Source organism: Streptomyces canus 299MFChir4.1, from assembly GCF_000383615.1.
Taxonomy (GTDB): Bacteria; Actinomycetota; Actinomycetes; order Streptomycetales; family Streptomycetaceae; genus Streptomyces; species Streptomyces canus_C.
Genome location: NZ_KB911591.1, coordinates 233,851 through 253,343, shown reverse-complemented (window position 1 = coordinate 253,343; position 19,493 = coordinate 233,851). Strand labels below are relative to the sequence as shown.

Annotated in this window: 20 protein-coding genes and 2 pseudogenes; 10 read left to right on the top strand and 12 right to left on the bottom strand. The window is 68.8% G+C overall.

The window, feature by feature from the left end:
• Nucleotides 1-1,161 (top strand): FG-GAP and VCBS repeat-containing protein (locus H293_RS0123620; protein WP_020120314.1); only part of this gene is annotated, 1,161 nt, incomplete at its 5' end.
• Between the two features lie 291 nt (nt 1,162-1,452).
• Here the strand turns inward: H293_RS0123620 and H293_RS0123615 are convergent.
• Nucleotides 1,453-1,836, bottom strand: a complete 384-nt coding sequence (locus tag H293_RS0123615) for an MmcQ/YjbR family DNA-binding protein (protein WP_020120313.1) — start codon at nt 1,834-1,836, stop codon at nt 1,453-1,455.
• Nucleotides 1,837-2,260: 424 nt separating this feature from the next.
• Here H293_RS0123615 and H293_RS0123610 point away from each other — a divergent pair, with 424 nt between their 5' ends.
• From H293_RS0123610 to H293_RS52830, 4 genes and pseudogenes are all read left to right on the top strand, one after another.
• A complete protein-coding gene (locus tag H293_RS0123610; RefSeq protein WP_020120312.1) occupies nt 2,261-3,025 on the top strand; it encodes an MBL fold metallo-hydrolase in 765 nt (254 codons plus the stop codon).
• Nucleotides 3,026-3,172: 147 nt separating this feature from the next.
• A complete protein-coding gene (locus H293_RS0123605; RefSeq protein WP_020120311.1) occupies nt 3,173-4,447 on the top strand; it encodes a GNAT family N-acetyltransferase in 1,275 nt (424 codons plus the stop codon).
• 30 nt (nt 4,448-4,477) lie between these two features.
• A pseudogene (locus H293_RS49915) lies at nt 4,478-4,849 on the top strand (enoyl-CoA hydratase-related protein); the annotation flags it as partial.
• A 5-nt stretch (nt 4,850-4,854) separates the two neighbouring features.
• Nucleotides 4,855-5,326, top strand: a pseudogene (locus H293_RS52830) (acetoacetate decarboxylase); the annotation flags it as partial.
• A 47-nt stretch (nt 5,327-5,373) separates the two neighbouring features.
• Here H293_RS52830 and H293_RS0123590 read toward each other — a convergent pair.
• From H293_RS0123590 to H293_RS0123570, 5 genes are all read right to left on the bottom strand, one after another.
• Nucleotides 5,374-5,784: a hypothetical protein gene (locus tag H293_RS0123590; protein WP_020120308.1), complete on the bottom strand. Its 411-nt coding sequence runs from the start codon at nt 5,782-5,784 to the stop codon at nt 5,374-5,376.
• Nucleotides 5,785-5,813: 29 nt separating this feature from the next.
• Complete coding sequence (locus tag H293_RS0123585; protein ID WP_020120307.1) at nt 5,814-6,179, bottom strand: hypothetical protein; 366 nt, start codon at nt 6,177-6,179, stop codon at nt 5,814-5,816.
• Nucleotides 6,180-6,542: 363 nt separating this feature from the next.
• On the bottom strand, nt 6,543-7,151 hold the full coding sequence (vanX, locus tag H293_RS0123580) for a D-Ala-D-Ala dipeptidase VanX (protein WP_020120306.1): 609 nt from the start codon (nt 7,149-7,151) through the stop codon (nt 6,543-6,545).
• The gene (gene vanA, locus H293_RS0123575; protein WP_028808120.1) at nt 7,148-8,188 is read right to left on the bottom strand and encodes a D-alanine--(R)-lactate ligase; all 1,041 of its coding nucleotides are present in this window, start codon (nt 8,186-8,188) and stop codon (nt 7,148-7,150) included. Before vanA ends, vanX begins: the two co-directional genes overlap by 4 nt.
• Complete coding sequence (locus H293_RS0123570) at nt 8,181-9,221, bottom strand: D-isomer specific 2-hydroxyacid dehydrogenase family protein (RefSeq protein WP_078612648.1); 1,041 nt, start codon at nt 9,219-9,221, stop codon at nt 8,181-8,183. The genes vanA and H293_RS0123570 overlap by 8 nt, the downstream gene beginning before the upstream one ends.
• A gap of 159 nt (nt 9,222-9,380) precedes the next feature.
• On the opposite strand from H293_RS0123570, the gene H293_RS0123565 reads away from it, so the two are divergent.
• On the top strand, nt 9,381-10,724 hold the full coding sequence (locus H293_RS0123565; RefSeq protein ID WP_020120303.1) for a UDP-N-acetylmuramoyl-tripeptide--D-alanyl-D-alanine ligase: 1,344 nt from the start codon (nt 9,381-9,383) through the stop codon (nt 10,722-10,724).
• A gap of 130 nt (nt 10,725-10,854) precedes the next feature.
• Here the strand turns inward: H293_RS0123565 and H293_RS0123560 are convergent, their stop codons facing one another.
• Nucleotides 10,855-12,015 carry a lipid II:glycine glycyltransferase FemX gene (locus H293_RS0123560; protein ID WP_028808119.1) on the bottom strand — a complete coding sequence of 387 codons (1,161 nt, stop codon included), beginning with the start codon at nt 12,013-12,015 and terminating at the stop codon, nt 10,855-10,857.
• A gap of 203 nt (nt 12,016-12,218) precedes the next feature.
• Between H293_RS0123560 and H293_RS0123555 the strand changes: the two genes are divergently transcribed.
• Nucleotides 12,219-13,046, top strand: a complete 828-nt coding sequence (locus H293_RS0123555; RefSeq protein WP_020120301.1) for an SCO6745 family protein — start codon at nt 12,219-12,221, stop codon at nt 13,044-13,046.
• 50 nt (nt 13,047-13,096) lie between these two features.
• On the opposite strand, the gene H293_RS0123550 is transcribed toward H293_RS0123555, so the two are convergent.
• The 3 genes from H293_RS0123550 to H293_RS0123540 all read right to left on the bottom strand — a co-directional run bounded on the left by H293_RS0123550 (nt 13,097) and on the right by H293_RS0123540 (nt 15,048).
• A complete protein-coding gene (locus H293_RS0123550) occupies nt 13,097-14,026 on the bottom strand; it encodes a sensor histidine kinase (protein ID WP_020120300.1) in 930 nt (309 codons plus the stop codon).
• Entirely contained in the window at nt 14,023-14,319 is a 297-nt protein-coding gene (locus tag H293_RS0123545; RefSeq protein ID WP_020120299.1) for an STAS domain-containing protein, read from the bottom strand. The genes H293_RS0123550 and H293_RS0123545 overlap by 4 nt, the downstream gene beginning before the upstream one ends.
• A gap of 270 nt (nt 14,320-14,589) precedes the next feature.
• Nucleotides 14,590-15,048, bottom strand: a complete 459-nt coding sequence (locus H293_RS0123540) for an Lrp/AsnC family transcriptional regulator (RefSeq protein ID WP_007379519.1) — start codon at nt 15,046-15,048, stop codon at nt 14,590-14,592.
• Between the two features lie 77 nt (nt 15,049-15,125).
• On the opposite strand from H293_RS0123540, the gene H293_RS0123535 reads away from it, so the two are divergent.
• The 3 genes from H293_RS0123535 (at nt 15,126) to H293_RS0123525 (ending at nt 17,358) form a co-directional block, all read left to right on the top strand.
• Complete coding sequence (locus H293_RS0123535) at nt 15,126-16,298, top strand: Glu/Leu/Phe/Val dehydrogenase family protein (protein WP_106968382.1); 1,173 nt, start codon at nt 15,126-15,128, stop codon at nt 16,296-16,298.
• Nucleotides 16,299-16,302: 4 nt separating this feature from the next.
• Nucleotides 16,303-16,656 (top strand): VOC family protein, encoded by a 354-nt coding sequence (locus H293_RS0123530; RefSeq protein WP_020120297.1) that lies wholly within the window; start codon nt 16,303-16,305, stop codon nt 16,654-16,656.
• A gap of 498 nt (nt 16,657-17,154) precedes the next feature.
• Nucleotides 17,155-17,358 carry a cold-shock protein gene (locus tag H293_RS0123525; RefSeq protein WP_020120296.1) on the top strand — a complete coding sequence of 68 codons (204 nt, stop codon included), beginning with the start codon at nt 17,155-17,157 and terminating at the stop codon, nt 17,356-17,358.
• Nucleotides 17,359-17,615: 257 nt separating this feature from the next.
• Here the strand turns inward: H293_RS0123525 and H293_RS0123520 are convergent, their stop codons facing one another.
• Together H293_RS0123520 and H293_RS0123515 are read right to left on the bottom strand one after the other, a co-directional pair.
• Complete coding sequence (locus H293_RS0123520) at nt 17,616-18,407, bottom strand: CPBP family intramembrane glutamic endopeptidase (protein WP_020120295.1); 792 nt, start codon at nt 18,405-18,407, stop codon at nt 17,616-17,618.
• 103 nt (nt 18,408-18,510) lie between these two features.
• Nucleotides 18,511-19,461, bottom strand: coding sequence for a LysR family transcriptional regulator (locus tag H293_RS0123515; protein ID WP_020120294.1), 951 nt, complete (start codon nt 19,459-19,461; stop codon nt 18,511-18,513).
• Between the last annotated feature and the right edge of the window lie 32 nt (nt 19,462-19,493).

Here is a 19,493-nt window from a genome sequence, read left to right as displayed (position 1 = left end):
TACGCCGACTTCAACGGCGACGGCTACGACGACCTCGCCGTGGCCTCGCCGTACGAGAAGGTCGGCACCGACACCGACGGCGGCGCCCTCGCGATCCTGTGGGGTTCGGCGAGCGGCCTCACCGGCAAGGCGAGCGACGTACCCGACCCGGCCGTCTCCTCGCACGACAACTGGGGCCTGTCCCTGGCCGCCGGCGACTTCGACGGCGACGGCAAGGCCGACCTGGCCGTCGGCAACTCCTCCGCCACCCTCTACGTCTACAAGGGCGGCTTCAGCAGTTCCACCGGCCAGTCCGGCGGCCGCTACACCGTCAAGCCCCCGATCGCGCCCGGCTCGGCCGGCTTCCCGTACGGCCCGGAGCAGCTCACCGCCGGTGACGTGAACGGCGACGGCCGCACCGACCTGGTGGTCGACGGCTTCGAGACGCAGACGGAAAACGGCTGGAACACCAACTACTGGGTGCCGGGCACCGCGAGCGGTCTGAGCGTCGCGGGCGTCAAGACACTCAAGCCGGGCATCGTGACCGGCATCGGCGACATCAACGGCGACGGGTACGGCGACATCGTCACCGGCGCCGACTGGGACGCCACCTCCGGCGAGGGCCAGAGCATCCCGGACGCCGCGAACGGCGGCAAGGTCAGCATCACCTACGGCTCGGCGTCGGGTCCCGCCTCGACCACCGGCATCACCCAGAACACCGGGAACGTACCCGGCAGTTCGGAGAAGGGCGACGGCTTCGGCTGGGACCTGGACCTGGGCGACGTCAACGGCGACGGATACCAGGACCTCGTGGTCTCGACCCCGGCGGAGGACCTCGGCAGTGTCGCCGACGCCGGCATGGTCACCGTCATGTACGGCTCCGCGAGCGGCATCAACACCTCCACCGGCCTCCAGTCCTTCGCGCAGAACACGACGGGCGTCCCCGGCACCGACGAGAAGAACGACCTCTTCGGCGCCGACGTCAAGCTCGACGACGTCAACGGCGACGGCAAGGCCGACCTGGTCATCGGGTCGTACGAGGACGGCGGCGACGGAGCGGTGACCTACCTGCCCTCCACCGGGACGAAGATCGGCACGACCGGCTCCCGCGCCCTCTCCGTGACCTCGGTGGGCGTCTCCACCTCGGGCACCGCACAGTTCGGCGCGCTCTTCGCCGACTAGACGGTGCGCTAAGAGGTCACGGGCGAATCCAGGTGACGAGTGCGGCTGCGGCGACTGTACGGAGGTGGCCGCAGCCGCACTCGCCGAACCGGCCGAAGCCGCTCGCCCCGCTCTTACTGGGCATCCCAGTGATCTCCACGAGCTGGAGTCGACGTGGTCGGTCGACGTGACGACTCGACACGCCCTGTGCCTGGGGCGGTGGTCGGTGCCATCCGCAACGGCGGTTGCGTGGAGCGTCCGTGCGGTAGCCGTCCGTACTCCGGTTCCACTGGAGCCGGCTCGCCGCCGACGTCAGGCGGGGCGGCCGTAGGAGTGCGGGTCGACCGGCCGCTGGGACTTGGGGAGTTGACCGACCACGAGACGGTATGACTCGGTCACGAGCTCCTGGACCAACTCCTCGTCGATCGCCTCCCCGCCCTCCAGCGTGATCCAGTGCTTCTTGTTCATGTGGTAGCCGGCGGTGATGTCCGCGTTCTCCTCGCGCAGGGCCTGTGCCTCGCCCGGATCCGACTTGAGGATCACGACGGGGCGGCCGGGCACCTCGGTTATCAGCATGAAGACCTTGCTGCGCACCTTGTAGACCTCCCAGTCCGGACCGAAGGGATGCTCCAGGCCGCTTCCGGGCAGCGCCTCGGCGCGGTCGGCCGCGGTCTTCTGCAACGTTGTTCCGTTCATGGGGGGGTGAGGCCCTTCCTTCGCGGGGGGGGTCCTTCATCCTGTCCTTGAGATCGACAAGTCGGACGGCGGGCTGCGGACACATGATGGTCAGCAGGCGACACTCACTCGACGCCGACCACCTCACCCGTAACACCACAGCCCACGCGCCGGGCATGTGCCGTGCGGGCACGATCCCAGCACCGCGCACAACGCCCCGGCCGTCCTGGCCCCGCATCCGGTCGACGTGCCCTGCGGTACGAACGTTGCCTCGACCCCAGCAGTTGACCTTCCGCGAACTCACTAGACGACACCGGACACCTGAACGCCCGCCCCGGCCGCGAACGGCTCCCCAAGCTGCTCGCTCTCGATCTCCAGGACCCTCGTCGATGAGTTCAGCCACGGATCGCAGTCTCACCACTGTGACCGACCGATAGGAGTGGAGATGGGCAAGCTGCGTCAGGTGGCCGACGGCGTCTGGGTCCGGCAGAGCGAGTGGGTCTGGAGCAATTCCGTCGTGGTGCGCGGGGACGAGGGGCTGATCGTGATCGATCCCGGCATCAACGGCTCCGAACTGGACCAACTCGCCGATGACGTGGACCAGTTGGACGTGCCGGTGGTCGCGGGTTTCTGCACCCACCCCCACTGGGACCACCTGCTCTGGCACAGCCGGTTCGGCGACGTACCGCGCTACGCCACCTCGGCCGCCACCCGGGTCGCCACTGAAGCCCGGGAGCGGGCGCAGGCCATGGCGGCGCAGAGCGCGTCCGGCATCCCTCTCGAGCTGATCGCGCTCCTCACCCCGCTGCCCGCGGACGGCGGACCCGTTCCGGGAGAGATCATCGAGCATCGGGCGCACGCCGTCGGCCACGCCGCGATCCTTCTCGCGGACCGTGGTGTCCTGCTCGTCGGCGACATGCTCTCGGACGTATTGATCCCGCTCCTCGACATTCGCCAGGACGACCAGGTGACTGCCTACGAGACGTCACTGGACCGGCTGGACGAGGCCGCCAGGCGCGCCGACGTCGTGATTCCCGGGCATGGTGCCGTCGCCGAGGGTCCCCAGGTGGCGGCTCGGCTCGCCGCCGATCGTGCCTACATCGACGCACTCCGACGAGGGGAGGAACCGGTCGACGCACGTCTGGGGCCGCATGCGGACTGGCTCCAGGGCCCCCACCGGTCGAACCAGGAGCAGGCACGGGGGCAGTAGGGCCGCTGCGGCAGTTCACTCTCACCAACTCTCACCAACTCTCGCCACTCCTGGCGTAATTCGTTTGACCGGGCCTCCGCGCAACGCTGCACTATGGCCAGGCGCCACCCGTCGTGGTGCCGGTCTTTCGAGGAGGCAGCGGCACCGATGGAGATACGCGCCACGACCGACGAGGATCTCGACGTCTTCGTCGACACCGTCCATGCCGCGTTCGGACGCTTCCCGGAAACCCCGGTCGAGGGCGGCGGGCTGTGGTGGTCGGCACTCGAAATGGACCGCTGCCTGCTCGCCCTGACGGCGGACGGGCGGCCGGTCGGCACCGCCGCCACGCACTCCTTCGAGCTCACCCTTCCCGGCGAAACCCTCGTCCCGGCCCCCGGGGTGACCGCTGTCGGCGTCCTGCCCTCGCACCGCCGCCAGGGCGTGCTCACCGCGATGATGCGGCATCAGCTCGCCGACCTGCGGGCCCGCGGGGAATTCCTCTCCGTGCTGCTGGCCTCGGAGGCCATGATCTACGGCAGGTTCGGTTACGGACCGGCGACCTACACGCAACGGCTGACGGTGCAGCGCCACCGGGCCGCCCTCGCTGTGCCCCGGGCACGCGCAACGGCCGACGCGCCGGCTAGCGGCCCGGACAACGGCCCGTACAACGTCACAGAACACGGCCCGGACAACAACGGCCCGGTCGAGGTGCTGCGTCGTTCCGAGTGCGGCGAGATCCTGGAAGACGTGTACGACCGGTACCGCCGCGCCCAGCCGGGTGCTCTGTCCCGGCCGCACCGCTGGTGGGCCCTGCGCGCGGGGCAGCCCCCGATCTCGCCGGCGCCGCGTTACGTCGCCGTCCACCGGGACGCCGCCGGCGTCCCGGACGGGTACGCCAGTTACTCGATCGGCGAGCCCGACAACACCTTGACGGTCGACGAGACCATCACCGGCGACGACGCCGTCTTCACGGCCCTGGCCCGGTTCATGCTCGGCCACGACCTGGCCTCTCGGGTGGTATTCCAGCACGTCCCGCCCCAGCATCCGTTGCGCTGGCAGCTCGCGGACTTCCGCGCCGGTGAGGTGAGCGGCGACACGGACTGGCTCTGGGTGCGGCTGCTGGACGTCCCGCGTGCGCTGACCGCGCGCGGCTGGTTCACGGACGGCGAGCTCGTCCTGGACGTCGAGGACCCCTTCCTCGGCGAGCACGGCCGCTACCTGCTGACCGTCCGGGACGGAAAGGCCGAGTGCGTCCTGACGGACCGGGAGCCCGACCTGTCCCTGGACGTGGGAGACCTGGGCTCGGTCTACCTCGGCGGCACCGCACCCAGCACGCTCGTGCGTGCCGGACACATCCGGGCCCACCGCCCGGACGCGGCCACCCTCGCCGACGCCCTCTTCCGCGCCGACCGCGCCCCGCACTGCCTGCACTGGTTCTGACCACGCCCTCGCCGTCCCCGCACATGCCACCTCAAGGCCGCCCTGCGCGGGGAGTCACCCGACATCGAGGGCCGTGGTTTCGGCGGCCTCACCGAGGCCGAGCCGAGCAAGCCCCTCATCGCCGCCGTGGAGGGCTTCGCCATGGGCGGCGGCTTCGAACTGGCCCTGGCCTGCGACCTGATCGTCGCCGCCGAGGACGCCCGGTTCGGACTGCCCGAGGTCAAGCGCGGGCTGATCGCCGCGGGCGGCGGCGTGATCCGGCTGCCCAAGCGCGTGCCGCACCACCTGGCCATGGAGTTCCTGCTGACCGGCGAGATGAAGACCCTGATGGCCACGGACGACGTACGCGAGGGCATGACGGCCTTCGCCGAGCGCCGCCCGCCGCGCTGGACGGGACGGTGAGGGCCATGAAGGCAGCGGACGTACGACAGCACCCGACCACCCCGCTCACCAGCCCCGCCTACGCGTCGACGATCCCCCGGTTCACCGACCGCGAGTACCTCAACGTCGTCTACCGCACCGATCCCGACGCGCTGCGCGCCGTCGTCCCCGAACCGCTGCGGATCGACGAGCCGTTGGTCCGGTTCGAGGTCATGAAGATGGGCGACGTCAACGGCTACGGCCCCTATACCGAGGCCGGCCAGGCGATCCCCGTCACCTTCGAGGGCGAGTGGGGCGAGTACCTGCACGCCCATGTACCTCGACAACTTCCCCGCGACCGCCTCCGGCCGCGAGGTCGCCGCCTACCCGAAGGTCATCGACTCCCCGTCGCTCTTCGTCGACTCCGGCACGCTCGTCGGCACCCTGGATTACGGCACGCTGCGGGTCGCCACCGCGACCATGGGCTACAAGCACCACGAGCTGGACCTGCGCGAGGCCGTCATCCTCACCATCCGGCCCGAAGGGTCGTGCGACTGTGCGCTGCTTCACCTGTAATAGGCGGCGTACTGGGCCGATTGGGCGTCGACGGAGAAGTACTTGAAGTCGCCGTCGGTTTCGCAGCGATTCAGCTGTTCCAGTGCCGCCGCAGCTTCGGACAGATGTTGCTTCGAAAGGTGCGCTTTGGTTTCGTCCAGGCCCCCTCCGCAGAGCAACTGGATGTCGATCGAGCAGCCGGCGTCCATGCTGGCTGCCTTGGCGCGCCAGATCAGAAGCACGTCCTCAGGGTTCCCGGCGTTGAACAGCTGTACGCAGCACAGCTTCATCAGTTCCGTATCGCCGTCGCCTTGTGCACGTCGCTCAAGCCGGGTGTGTGCGGACAGCAGGCACCGGACGTCTTCCAGGTCCGCCCCCGTGGGGTGCAGGCCGTACCGACGCAGACTCTCGTCCTCGTCCATCGCCATGCTCCTTCTCGCAGTACCTGCTGTCAGCCGGTGTGCCGGTCTGTGGAGAGCAGCCACCGCCATCGATGGCGTTCTGTGACGAGGGTGGCGGCGACCAGGAGAGACACGAGCACCGCAGCGTAGACGGGCCATACCCACCATGCGGCGATTGCGGCTGCGGCGAGTTGGAGCAGTACGAGCAGAATCGTGACCGTACCTGAGACCGGGATGATCACCTGCTTCTTGTCCCCCGGAGTCGAGAAGACGGTCGGCAAACCGATCAGTACCACCACGGCCAGGACGGCGAGCGGCCACGAGTACGCGGACAAGGCCCACGGGGTGGCCACCCACGCGACGAGTTCCGCGGCGAAGCGCAGGACAGATGCGATGCGGTCGTCCGGTCTTTCCATGTGTACGCCCCCCGAGACAGCGCCAATCCCCGACGGGAGATCCTACGACCAGTCACGCGACGCCGAGAGCTCAGACGGGGCTCGGCTGCGGCCAGGGCATGACAGTCCCAGCCGTCAACGGAGCTGGGCTAGTCGGGAAACTCGCCGGCTACGAGGTATGGCCGCCAGTGGCTGACGTCGCCTCGGCCGTGACGTACCTGCAGCGCGAGCGTGCGGTGACCCTTGGCGCGGTCCGCCGGAAGGGCTGGGGTCTCGTGGTGACCGAACGAGCTGACGAGCGGCCCCCGAACGAGGTACTGCAGCTCGCGCAGCGAGGCCTGCGGCCATGGCTCGGAAGGACCGCGACACTCTTCAGCTGGAGTACTAAGTGATGGGAAAATCAAAGAAGGTGTCCGGGTAAGGTTCGCTTTTCAGTGTGTAATGCCACCATTCGCGCGCGTACGAGCTGAACCCGCAGTCCTCCATGATGGAACGCAGGTGTTCACGGTTTCGCCCTTCGGTTGGCTTGATTTCCGTTGCTCCATGGTGGGAGCGGGAATCCATCAGGTCGTGTCCACCACCCATGGGGACGAGTTCGCCGGACTCCAGGTGATACAGGGTCATGTCCACGGTGCTGCCCCGACTGTGGCCCGACATGGTGGCCACATATCCCCTCTCGAACATGTCGGACCTGTTCATCTTCGGATAGTGCCGTGCCTTGGTCCGGCCGTCCTCCGGCTGTTGCGACCAGCGTACGAAGCAGTCCACGGCGCGTTGGGGACGGTAGCCGTCCCAGAGCAGCAGGCCGAAACCGAGGGATGCGGCCTTGTCCCCCGCCTTTTCCAGTGCCGCGCACAGGGCCTTCGTGCCGACGATGCGATTCGCCAGGTAGCCGTCGACCGGTTTGCCGGTGAAATTGTCCCAGGTGGCGTATTTGGCGTCCCAGCGTATTCCGGGTACGAGTTCGTCCACGAAGGCGAAGTCCTCGTTCATCGCGGCTCCCCCGGCAGTGCCAGTGACACCAGCCGGTCGATCACTTCGGTGAGCGGAAGATCCGCGGCGGCCATCATCCTCGGATAGCGGCTGTACGACGTCATGCCCGGGAACGTGTTGACCTCGTTGAGGACTACTTCGCCGTCCTCCTTGAGGAACATGTCCACCCGCGCCAGTCCCCGGCATCCCAGGGCACGGTAGACGGCCTTCGCCTGCTCCGCGACGACCGATCGCGACTCTTCCGGGATGTCGGCGGGAACGATGGCTACGGAGTTGTCGGATCCGGTTTCGGGCTGGTCCTCCTGATGGATCCTGAAGAAGCCGTGGGAGACTGCGATGTGGTCCACCTGACCGGTGATCAGGTTCTTCTCGTTCCCGAGGACGGCGCACCCGATCTCGCTGCCGACGACGCCCTCTTCGATCAGCACCTTCGAGTCGTACCGCCGGGCGGATTCCACCGCACTCAGGAGTTCCTCCCTCCGGGACACTTTGGTGACGCCGAACGAGGACCCCGAACGGGCCGGCTTCACGAAGACGGGATACGTGATCCGGTCGGGATCGATGTGCTCGCCCGCCGTGACGGTCCAGTGGTTCGGCGTACGGATTCCCGCGCTGGAGGCGACGAGGTAGGCGAGCGACTTGTCCATGCACAGCGCGGAACTCTGAATGTCACAGCCGATGTACGGAATGCCGGAGAGTTCGAGGAGACCCTGTATCGCACCGTCCTCGCCGAGCTTGCCGTGCAGCACCGGCAGCACGACGTCCAGAGTGATCGTCTCGTATCGCCCCTGGTCCAGGACGAGCAGTCCGCCGACGCCGCGGTCAGGTGACAGCACGGCCGGGCGGTGGTCGCCCTTCTCCCAGTCCGTGTCGGGCCCGTCGCAGAGTCTCCAGTCACCGGCCTGCGTGATCCCGACGTAGAACGGCTCGTACTTCTCGACGTCCAGACTCCGGGCGACCTCCCGCGCGGACTTGACGGAGACGGGGTGCTCCTCGGAGCAGCCACCGAATATGACGCCAACTTTCAACCTAGCCACGCTGATTCCTTCTTTCAAATGTCAGGCAGCTGATGATCGAGTTCTCGACCGTGTCGATCAGGGCATGATCGGTGTAATACGCGGTGTGCGGCGTGATGAGCACGTTCGGCATCTCTTGCAGCCGCAACAGCGGCTTGCTTTTGATGTGCTTGTCGCGGCAGTCGGCGTAGAAGACTCCTTCTTCTCCTTCGATGACATCCAGTGCCGCACCGCCGAGCCGCCCACCTTCCAACGCCGAAACGAGAGCTTCGGTGTCGATCAGGGAACCGCGTCCGGTATTGACGATGAAGGCGCCACGCTTCATCCGCTCGATCCGTTGACGGTCGAGGAGATGATGCGTTTCCGTGGTGAGTGGCGCGTGGAGCGTCACGATGTCGCTCAGGTGCAGCAAGTCATCGAGCGAGACGTAGTCGGAAGACGTCTTGGGGCTGCGGTCATGGGCCAGTATTCGACCGCCGAACCCCCGCAGCCTTTCCACCACCGCCGTGCCGATGCGTCCTGTTCCCACGACCCCGATGGTCAGGTCTCGCAGTTCTCTGCCGCGCACCTCGCTCAGCCGGTAGTCGTGGCGATCGGAGCGGCGGACAGTCGTTTTCGCGTTCCGTACCGCCATCAGCATCAACATCAACGTGTAGTCGGCCACGCTGTCGGGCGAGTAGGTGACATTTTCGACCGCGATGCCGAGGCTTGCCGCGTATTCCACATCGATGTGATTGCAGCCGATGCTCCGCGTGGAAACGTAGGTTACGCCGACTCGGCTGAGGGCCAGAAGTGCGGAATTGGCGATCCGGGTCTTATGGCCTACGCTGACGCACCGATTCCCCGAGGCCAGGTCTGCATTGGCCTCGGACACCCCCGCCTCCGTGATGGTCGTGGTGACACCGAAGCGGAATGCCTTCTCCCGGAACACGGCGGCCTCGTCCGGCCCGCATCCGTAGACGGTGATACCCGTTGCCGGTCCCGACGACGAGGAAGAAGTCGCCGGAGATCCGGGGCGACCGACCGCCTTTCGGGCTGATTCGCTGTGGGTCATGCCAACAGTCAAGATGACGGGGTGTTGCCGGAACGTATGCGGTTTTCGATACGCCGGCGATATGCAACAGGCCGGTAGCGTCGACCACATGGCTATGTTGACCGTTCATCAGATTCCGCTTTTCCCGCATCCGTTCTTCCGGGTCCGCGAGACCTCGGCATGATTCCGCTCAGCGTTGGTGAGATCGCCGCGGTCGTCGGCGGGACGGTCTCTGGCGACGGTTCGGTGGCGGTGACCGCGCCCGCCGTGCTCGACAGCCGGCAGGCCCAACAGGGCAGCCTCTTCGTCGCCTTCGCAGGCGAGCACGTCGACGGCCACGCATACGCCGAACAAGCAGGCCGGACCGGTGCCGTGGCCGTCCTCGGGTCCCGGCCCACGTCGTTGCCCACCGTCGTCGTCGAGGACGCCCGGGCCGCGCTGCAGGCACTCGCCGCCCACGTCGTGGGCAGGCTGCGCGACCGGCTGACCGTTTTCGGGGTGACCGGCTCGCAGGGCAAGACCAGTACCAAAGACCTGCTGGCGGCCGTGCTGTCGAGCGCGGGGCCGACGATCGCCACCTTCGGCTCGTTCAACAACGAGCTCGGTGTGCCGCTGACCATGCTTCGCACCGAGGTGAGCACCCGGTTCCTCGTCCTGGAGATGGGAGCCCGCCACGTCGGCGACATCGCCGAACTCACCGGCCTGGTGGCGCCCGACATCGCCGTCGTCCTCAACGTCGGCCAGGCACATCTCGGCGAGTTCGGGTCGCGCGCGGTCATCGCCAAGGCCAAGGGTGAACTCGTACAGGGGCTGGCACCCGGCGGCACCCCCGTCCTCAACGCCGACGATCCCCGGGTGGTCGCCATGCGCTCACTCACCGACCGTCCGGTGCTGACCTTCGGCAAGGCGGAGCACGCCGATGTACGGGCGCTCGGCCTGGCTCTGGACCGGCTCGGCCGGCCGTCCTTCACCCTGCGGACCGCCGATGCTTCGGCTCCCGTCGCGCTGCCGCACGTCGGCGCCCACCAGGCGCTGAACGCGTCGGCTGCCGTGGCAGCGGGGCTGGTGGCAGGCATACCCCTCGACGTGGCCGCGGCGGCGCTCGCCACCGCCTCACTGTCGAGATGGCGCATGGAGCTGCACGACCTCGTCGGCGGCGCGACTTTGCTCAACGACTCCTACAACGCCAACCCCGACTCGACTCGCGCGGCCCTGGACGCCCTGGCCGCGATCGAGGGCGCGCGCCGCATCGCCGTACTCGGCGAAATGCTCGAACTCGGCGACGACAGCGAGGCCGAGCACCGAGCTGTCGGGGAGTACGCCGCCGCCCGGGCCCACGTGGTGGTCGCGGTCGGCGAGGCCGCCCTCCGGATCGCCGAGGGCGCGGGCGACCGTGCGGTGGCACTGGCCGACAACGGCGCCGCCGTCCACTGGCTGCGCAACCACCTGGCCGCCCACGATGTCGTGCTCGTCAAGGCGTCCCGCGGTGCGCGCCTCGACGAAGTGGCCGCCGCGCTCCCGTAGTTGGGCAAAGCGAGCCGGAGGAACCGCGTCGCCGTGCGGTTGGTGAGTCAATCGACCGATAACGGCAGGGCGCTGGTGACGCGGTGGACGCTCGCCTTGGGCGCAGGCCACGAGGGTGACGGGCCCAGGCTCATCGCCCGCGCCGCTTGATGTACAGGTCGAAGGCCCGGTAGACCAACGGCCGCAGTGGCAGGTCCCATTCGCCGACGTATCTCACCGCCTGGCCTCCGGTGCCGACCTTGAACTGGATCAGTCCCAGGTGCGGATCGTCGGCATCGAGGGTGGGCGTGATGCCGCGCAGGTCATAGACGTCGCATCCGGCCGACAGCGAGTCGCGGATCATCGCCCACTGGCAGGCGTTGGAGCCGCGCGCCTCGCGCTTGTGGGTCGATGAGGCGCCGTAGGAGTACCACGCGTGGGCGCCGACTCGGACCAGGATGGTGGCAGCGACGACGTCACCCTGGTGACGGGCCAGGTAGAGCCTGATCCGCTCGGGGTCCTCCGCGTTCAGCGCCGCGAACATGGTCTCGAAGTAGCGCAGCGGTCGGGGTGTGAAGTGGTCGCGCTCGGCGGTGTGGACGTAGAGGTCGTGGAACACCTTCAGGTCCCGGCCGACCGTGACCTCGACCCCCTCCTTGGCCGCTTTCCTGATGTTGCGGCGCCAAAGCTGGTTCATGCCTCCGAGCAGCACTTCCTCGGTCCTGCCGGCCAGCGGAATCTCGTACTTGAACTGCGGATGCCCGACCCCGAAGCCGTTCTCCGGACTCTGCGGCAGCCAGCCGGCGTCCCTGAGCCGCCCGGTCACTCGGGCGCCGACCGGGTCGGTCCACTGCCCGGCCATGTCGGTGAGCCGCCGGGTGCCCGGGTCGGCGATGCCCTCCTTCACCTGTGCCGCGCTCCAGGTGTCCGTGCGCACCGGCGGCCCGAGCCTGATCGCGAACGCGCCGTGTGCCTTGAGATGGGCCGCCAACGGGTCGAGCCATACGTCGATATCGCCGGTCCAGTCGATGACCGGGCCCTCGGGCAGATAGGCCAGCGTGAAGCGCTCGAGTCGCGGCACCGGGCGGTGCAGGACGAGCCCGGCGCCGACCAGTTGCCGGCCGTCGTACCAGCCGAGGGACTCGCCGTGCCATTCGGTCTTGACGCGGGCCCAGGCCGGGGTCTGCAGGAAGCTGACCGACCGCCGCGTCCGCACGAACGCCAAGTGCTCCGCGGCGCTGATCGGCACGACGGTCAGGCCCCCGCCCGCGGCCCCGGTCACGGCTGGTCGCGCTGATTCGCTGTAGGACATGCCGCCATACAAGGCAGCGCGGTGTTGCCCGCCCGTATGCGGTTTTCGATACGCCGACGACAGGTGGCAGTTCGTAGCCTGGGAGGGGGGCGGTCCGGCACGACCGTCGAGGTGACACCTGGGCGTGTCCGTCCCCAGGGTCCAGAGGCCGGTCCAACGGCACACACCCCTCCGCGAAGCGTGAGCGAGGCATGATGTAGGCCATGACTCACAGCGCCCGCCGCATGTACGAGCTACTGGAACCGATCTGCCTGGTCACGTACTTCGCCGATGAGTGCAACGAGGAGCTGACCGCGCTCGGCCACCGCACCTACTGGGACGGCTACTTCGCCAGCCGTGCCGCGCCGCTCGGGCGGGTGCCGGCGCAGGTCGTGCACGCGGCGTTCTACAGCTTCGCCGACGGGGAAGCCGCGCGGCACATCCCGAGCGCGTGGCAGACGATCCCGCCCGAGGCGTCCGTAGCCGCTCGGGAGCGAGGCAGCGCGGCCTCGTTGCGGCGGATCCTCGGCGAGGAGCTGGCCGACTCCCCTGGCCTGGTGCGTGCCGCCGACCTGACCACCAAGGCCGCGACGAACGCGCCCACGGCAGGCCGCGTGATGTACGCCGGTATGCGCGCTCTTCCGGTGCCGAGCGATCCGGTCGCCCGGCTGTGGCATTCCGCGACCATGCTGCGCGAGCACCGCGGGGACGGGCACGTCGCCGCTCTCGTCGGCGCGCGCATCGGTGGCACCGAGGCTCACGTGCTCTCCGCGCTGGAGCAGGGCGTTTACCCACCGGAGTTGTTCGGGCGCATCCATCACCTGCCGAAGAAACGGCTCGCCGCGGTCATGGACGGCCTGCGCGAGCGCGGGCTCGTCGACACCGAAGGCCACTTCACCGACGCCGGCCGCGAGACCAAGCAACGCGTCGAAGCCCTTACCGACGAACTCGCCGCCCCGCCGTACGACGCACTCTCCCCCGGCGAACTCGACGAACTGGTCACCGAGCTCGAACCCATCACCGCGACGCTGGTGGCGGCGGGGTCGCGGTGAGTGATCCCGCCGCTCGGCCCCTCGCGGGACATCGACAATCACACCGACAATCAGTGATGACTGATGTAGCAGCGAACCGTCGTTCCCTCGGTACCGGTGTGGATACGTACGAGGTCGGCCAGAGTGTGCACGAGCAGCAGGCCCCGGCCGCCGAGCTTGTCGCCTGCGGGTGGACGACGGCCGGCGAGCGGATCGCCCAGGTACCCGTGGTCGCGTACCTCGCACACCACTTGACTGTCGTCGGCCCACACACGCAGGGTGCCGGAACCCCCGCCGTGCACCACGCTGTTGGTGGTCAGCTCGGCCACGATGAGGGCCACGTCCTCCAGACGGACACCGGATAGACCGCACCGCGCGGCCTGCTCGACCGCGAAGCGCCGGGCTGCCGGCAGTTGGCCGGCCTGGAAGACGAGTTCCTCGGCGGCCGCCGGCTGCTCCAGGGGCTGGTTGTAGCGGTCGACCACGTGCTCCGGGGCGTAGGCGGTGCTGGGCCGTTCCCTGCCGCCGGAGATGATCACCGGATGGGTCGCGTGCGCGTCGGTGAGTGCCTGCTCATCGAGGCGGTCGGCGTCGTAGGGGCACAGGATGGTGACGTCCCGGCCCTGGAACGCCGGGTTGATCAGTGCCTCGTGCTGGACACATGCCGGGTACTCCACCGTGCTGCGACCGGCCCAGATCGGCTCACCGATGATCCGCACCCGCGTCTGGCGGTGGGTGTCCGCGAAGGCGCGCAGCACCCGCGGGATGATCCGTCCGGGGTTGCGCCCCGCCTCGGTCATGTCGAGGAACTTCACCTTGGCGACATCCTCGCCCAGGGCCGCCTTGAGGAGGGCGAGGTTCGGCCCGGGCACGGCCACCGCCACCGGCTCCCCGGCCTTCACGCCGTCGCGGATGAAGGGCACGGTGCCCTGCAGGTACTCCTCCTCGCCCTGGTAGAACAAGGCGGGATGAACGAACGGTTCGGTGCTGAGCTCCGTCATCGCCCGATCACCTCGACAGTCAGCAGGTCCGGCCAGAACAAGTCCAGAACGCGGCGCAGGGTGGCGGGCGGCTCCTCGATCACGATGCGTCGCCCCTGCGGAAGGCCCTGAGCGGTCATGGCCAGAGCGGAGACGCCGGCGACGTCGACGAACGTGACGGCTGAAAGTTCCAAGTGGCACGTCTCTTCGTCGCTGCGAGCAAGGTGGCACAGGGCCTGTTCCCAGGCCGGGCGGGTGATCAGGCTGACCTCTCCGGCCGCTTGCCAGCCCGGCCGGTCCGTCAGCGGGAGCACACGCAGCGCGCTGGTGGGCGGACCCGGCGATGCCGACGGCGCCCCCGCCTCCCCTGAACTGCCCACGCCTCACCTCTGGTCGCCCACGTCCTGCTTTCCAGTATCTCCTATCGGTGGAGTGTAGGTGGCGGCAGCGTGGAGGAGGCGCCGTGCGGGGCGGCGGCGCACGGGGCGATGAGGTGTGGCCCCGCCCCACCCCGTTCCGTCGAGCCGGCCGCCGAGTCGGCCGCCGAGCACTTCGCGATCGCCTTGAGCTTCACCGCCGGCGGTTCACGGTGTGAGGGGTTCAAGCACCTGTTTGTCGGTGTGCTGGTAGATCACAGAGGTCCGGAATCCGACGACTTCGCGGCGCGCGGTGAACTTGTCCATGAGGAAGCCGTGGAGGTGGTCGACGCTGGGCGCGGAGACGTGCACGATCATGTCGTCCCCGCCGGTGACGACGTAGACGGTGCTGACCTCGGGCAGACCGGCCGCATAGGTCTTGAACGCCTCGATGACCGCTCGGCTGAGGGGGCGGATCTGGAAGTGGATGAGCGCCTGGACGTGGCGGTTGAGGGCGGCCGGATCGACGGCGGCGTGGTAGCCGGTGATGACTCCGCGGGCGCGGAGGGCGCGAATGCGTTCCAGGCAGGTCGACGGGGCGATGCCGAGCGTGCGGGCGAGGTCACGGTTGGTCTGCCGCGCATCGCGCTGCAGATGCCGGACGATCGCCGAATCAAGTTCGTCCATGCCGCGACTATGGCGCCCGTGCCGAATACCGTTCGGTTGATGGCCATGGCCTTTGTCCGAACGGCTAGCTTCACGCCATGACAGCCGTACTTATGGAAGCCCTGGCCCCCCTCGTCCCGGAGCCGGCGCACGAGCTGGTACAGGTCGTGCGCGGTCGCCGCAGTGGCCTCGCGATCACCATCGCGGTTCACTCGACCGCGCTCGGTCCTGCCGCCGGCGGCTGCCGGATCGCTCACTACCCCGATCCCGCCGCCGCGATCACGGACGCGCTGCGGCTGGCGGCGGCGATGACCGAGAAGAACGCGTTGGCCGGTCTGGACCACGGCGGCGCGAAGGCGGTCGTCGCGCTCCCCACCACGACTCGGCCCACCGGCGCGGAGCGGACGGCGTTGCTCCACGACCTGGGCGACGCGATCGAATCGCTCGGGGGCCGCTACCTCGCGGGTCCGGACGTGGGAAGCAGCCCGGTGGACATGTCCGTGATCGGCGAACGCTCCTCGTATGTCTGCTGCCGGCCCGTGGCCGACGGCGGCAGCGGCGATTCCTCCTTCCACACCGCGCGCGGGGCCCTGTCGGCGCTGGGCGCGGTGGCGGACGAGGTCTTCGGCTCACCGGAGCTCGCCGGCCGGACCTTCGGGGTGATCGGGCTCGGTGCGGTCGGGGCCCACGTGGCCCGACTCCTGGCCCGTGCCGGCGCGCGGCTCGTCGTGACGGACATCAGCCCCGCCGCCCGCAGCCTGGCCGAGGAGGTGGACGCGACCTGGGTGGATCCGGACAACGTCCTCACGGCGGAGGTCGACGTCCTCGTGCCGGCGGCACTCGGCGGCCTGCTGACCGCGCGCACGGTGCCGCTGCTACGGTGCGCCGCTGTCGCCGGCCCGGCCAACAACCAGCTCGACGAACCCGTCACCGCCCGCCTCCTCGCCGCACGCGGCATTCTCTGGGCACCCGACGTGGTCGTCAGTGCCGGAGGAGTCATCCACGCCACCGGTGTCGAACTGCGCGGGGAATCCGAGGACCAGCTGACCGGGCGGCTCTCCGGCATCGCCGCGACGCTCCGACAGGTCTTCCACAGGGCCCGCACCCGTGGGACCACCCCCGCCGACGCGGCTACGGACCTCGCCCGGCAACGCGTACGCCAGGGAGCCGCGCACCCGGCTCACGCTGCCGTGCTGCCCGCGGCCCCGTCGGCTGCCGGGCCGAGGAATCCCGGGCCACCCGCATCCCGCCCCACGACACAGGAGAGCTGACGACATGACGAACCGCTGGGTCGGAGTGACCATCGACTGCCTCGACGTGGAAAGGACCGCCGGTTTCTGGAGCGCATTGCTGGAGCGCCCGACCATGCCGTCCCGCCCCGGCTGGGTCTATCTCGGCCATTCCGGCGACCCACAACCCCGCCTCAACTTCCAGCCTGTGACCGAGCCGAAGCGTGGGAAGGTGCGCCTGCACCTCGATGTCGCAGTCGACGACATCGACCGGGGCATCGCCCAGGTGATCGCCCTCGGCGGCCTGTTCACCGGCGAACGGCACGACTACGACGAAGGTGTGGTCGTCGTGGTGGCCGATCCCGAGGGGCACGAATTCTGCCTGGTTCAGTACTACTGAACCGCCTCGTGCGGCAGGCACCGGGTCTGCTCCTGAAATCCGGCTCCATCTGGCGGCTGACCTGCCAGAACCTTCGGCGCGTACGCAACGGGGTCCCCGGCGGCCCTGATGTTCCTCGCCCGGGACCGGACGATCGCCCTTCCGGTCGAATCTTCTTTTTCCGGAACGCGTGCGTCAGCGACGCGGCCGGCACCACGAACGCGACCAGCAGGGCCCGGACAGGCCCCGAAACCAGGGGGCAAACTCGGATCGCCGAGGAGCAGCAGCAGGCCCACGTGGGGGAGTTCGGCGACACGCCGGGCACCGACTCGACCGCGTTCTCGGTAGCGGCGGCCACTCCCCGGGTGTAGCGTCGTGATCCAGCAGTCGTGGTTCCGAAGTCCTGTTCGCCCGTGATCGCCGTCACGGGCGTTCTTGCGTGTCAGCGCCTCTCCGGACCAGGGCGATCACCTCCGGGCACGCAGAGTGCGAGCCCGGTTTCCCTCGAAGGAGACGGTTATGGCCAAGGGCACTGTCAAGTGGTTCAACAGCGAAAAGGGCTTCGGTTTCATTGAGCAGGAGGGTGGCGGCCCCGACGTCTTCGCCCACTACTCCAACATCGCCGCCCAGGGTTTCCGCGAGCTGCAGGAAGGCCAGAAGGTCGAGTTCGACGTCACGCAGGGCCAGAAGGGCCCGCAGGCGGAGAACATCCGCCCCGTCTGATTCCGCTGCCGCGGCAATCGTCAGGCCGGAGGCACATCGGCGTGCCGACACGCACGATGAGCCGATGAACCGGCCGGGCACGGAGTGGCGTTGAGGACGTGGCGTACGGATTCGGTCTGACCCGAGGGTTGTTCCGGCTCCCCATCCACCTCCGCACTCCCCGGCGAAAGCCGGGACGCCGCTCCTGGTCTCGTGTCCTGTTCGTGCCCTGTGCCGAACAGGACACGAGACCAGCCACGCCGTCGAGCAGCTGCTCGTCAGTCCAGCGCACCCGCCTGCTCGGGACGCTCGCCAGGGTCCGCAGGAACACCGCCCCGCGTCCGAAGGGCATCTCCGGTGCCGTAGTGGCGCAGCAGCCACACCCCGTACCCGGCGTGGAAGACGTACACGCACACCTGCCACCGGTCCGGTGCCGCTCCCGGTGAACGGATCTGGAAGAAGTCATCCAGTCCGTGGACGGCGACCATCGGCCAGACCGAGCCGATCGCGTACCGCAGCCCCGCGCAGGTGAAGCCGAACAGGCCGGCCGACAGCATCTGCCACAGCGTGTCGTCCAACGGGGCGCCGAAAAACAGGTAGTTCTGCAAGTGGCCGACGCCGAACAGGAAACCGACGCCGATCGCCGCCCGTGTCGCACCGAGCGGGGTGAGGACCTGTTGTACGAGGCCGCGACTGTAGATCTCCTCGTTGATGCTGACCCACAGCAGCGAGATCAGACTGCTGACCAGCAGGGTCGTACGTCCCTCCAGGCCTGCGGCCGCGTACGAGCAGGCCACGAGGAGCATCGGCAGAGCCAGCCACCAGCGCCGCGGTCCGCCCAGCGCGGTAACGCCACTCACGCGGAGCCATCCCCAGCGCCACAGGACGACCCAGACGCCCGCGAAGCAGACCGCGTTGACCACGGTGGCGCCCAGGTCGGGAAACCAGGACGGGGCCAGGGGTGGCAGGATCACCTTGGCGAACAGCACCAACACCACATGCCAGGCGACCGTGAACTCGACGGCGCCCCACAGAGGGTGGCGGCTTACATGGCCTTTCCACCGGTGCATCACGCGGTGAGCGTAACCGCGGGCTCCCGCTCTGCGCCCTGCCCTTTCGTGAAGCGGTGCCAAGGCCCTCCGGGGTGGCAACCACTGCGGCTGCGACGAGAGTTCAGAGGTCGCCGTCGTCGGCACTGCCGGACTGCCGGACTGTCCGACGGGCTGCCTCGCGCAGGGCTGATACAGCGGGTTCGTCCCGGTTGTCGGGAAGCCAGGCGAGTTCGGCCGTCGAGAGGCCGAGCTCCGGGCAGTCGACGTAGGTGATGCCCTCGCGCGGGTACAGGCGGCGGGCGGCGGCGGGCAGGAAGGTGATCGCGCCCCCTTGGGTGACGGCGAGGACCATGGCCTCGGTGTCTCTGACGACAGGGCCGAAGCGGACCCTGGTGCCGTCGGGACGGGGATTGACCGTCAGGTGGTTCCACCACGAGCGGGGTACTTCCGGCGGCATGTCGACGACCGTGCGATCGGCGAGCTGGCCGAGCGTGAGCATGTCCCGGTCGGCGAGCGGGTCGTCGGCGGACAGACAGACCACCCGTGTCTCGGACGCCAGGTGCAGGGACTGGATCCCGCCGGGCAGGGGGCCGCGGAGGAAGGCGGCGTCGACCTCCCCGCTGAGCAGGGTGCTGAACATGTCGACGAAGGTCAGGTTGCGGACCTCGATCTCCAGATCGGGGTGCCGACCACGGAGGAGGGCGAGGATGGCTTGGGCGTAGGGCATGGCTGCCTCGGCCCCGAGGCTGCCGATCCTCAACAGCCCACGCGCCGCGCCGGCATGACGGTCGGCCGCCTGTCGCAGTCGCGCCATGGCATCGACCACCGTCCTGGCCTCCTCGGCGACGGACTGACCGACGGCGGTGAGCCGCACGTTCCGGCTGCCGCGCTCGACGAGTACGACACCGAGCCGCTGTTCCAGCGACCGGATCTGCTGGCTGAAGGCGGGCTGAGTGACGTAGACCCGCGCTGCCGCACGCCCGAAGTGGAGCTCCTGGGCGAGGACCAGAAAGAGTCGGAGTTGGTGGAGGCTCGGCTCTCGTTTGGCCCCGGATCCGCCACCAGCACTCATAAAGGAAAGTTTATCGACAAGGAGGTCATCCT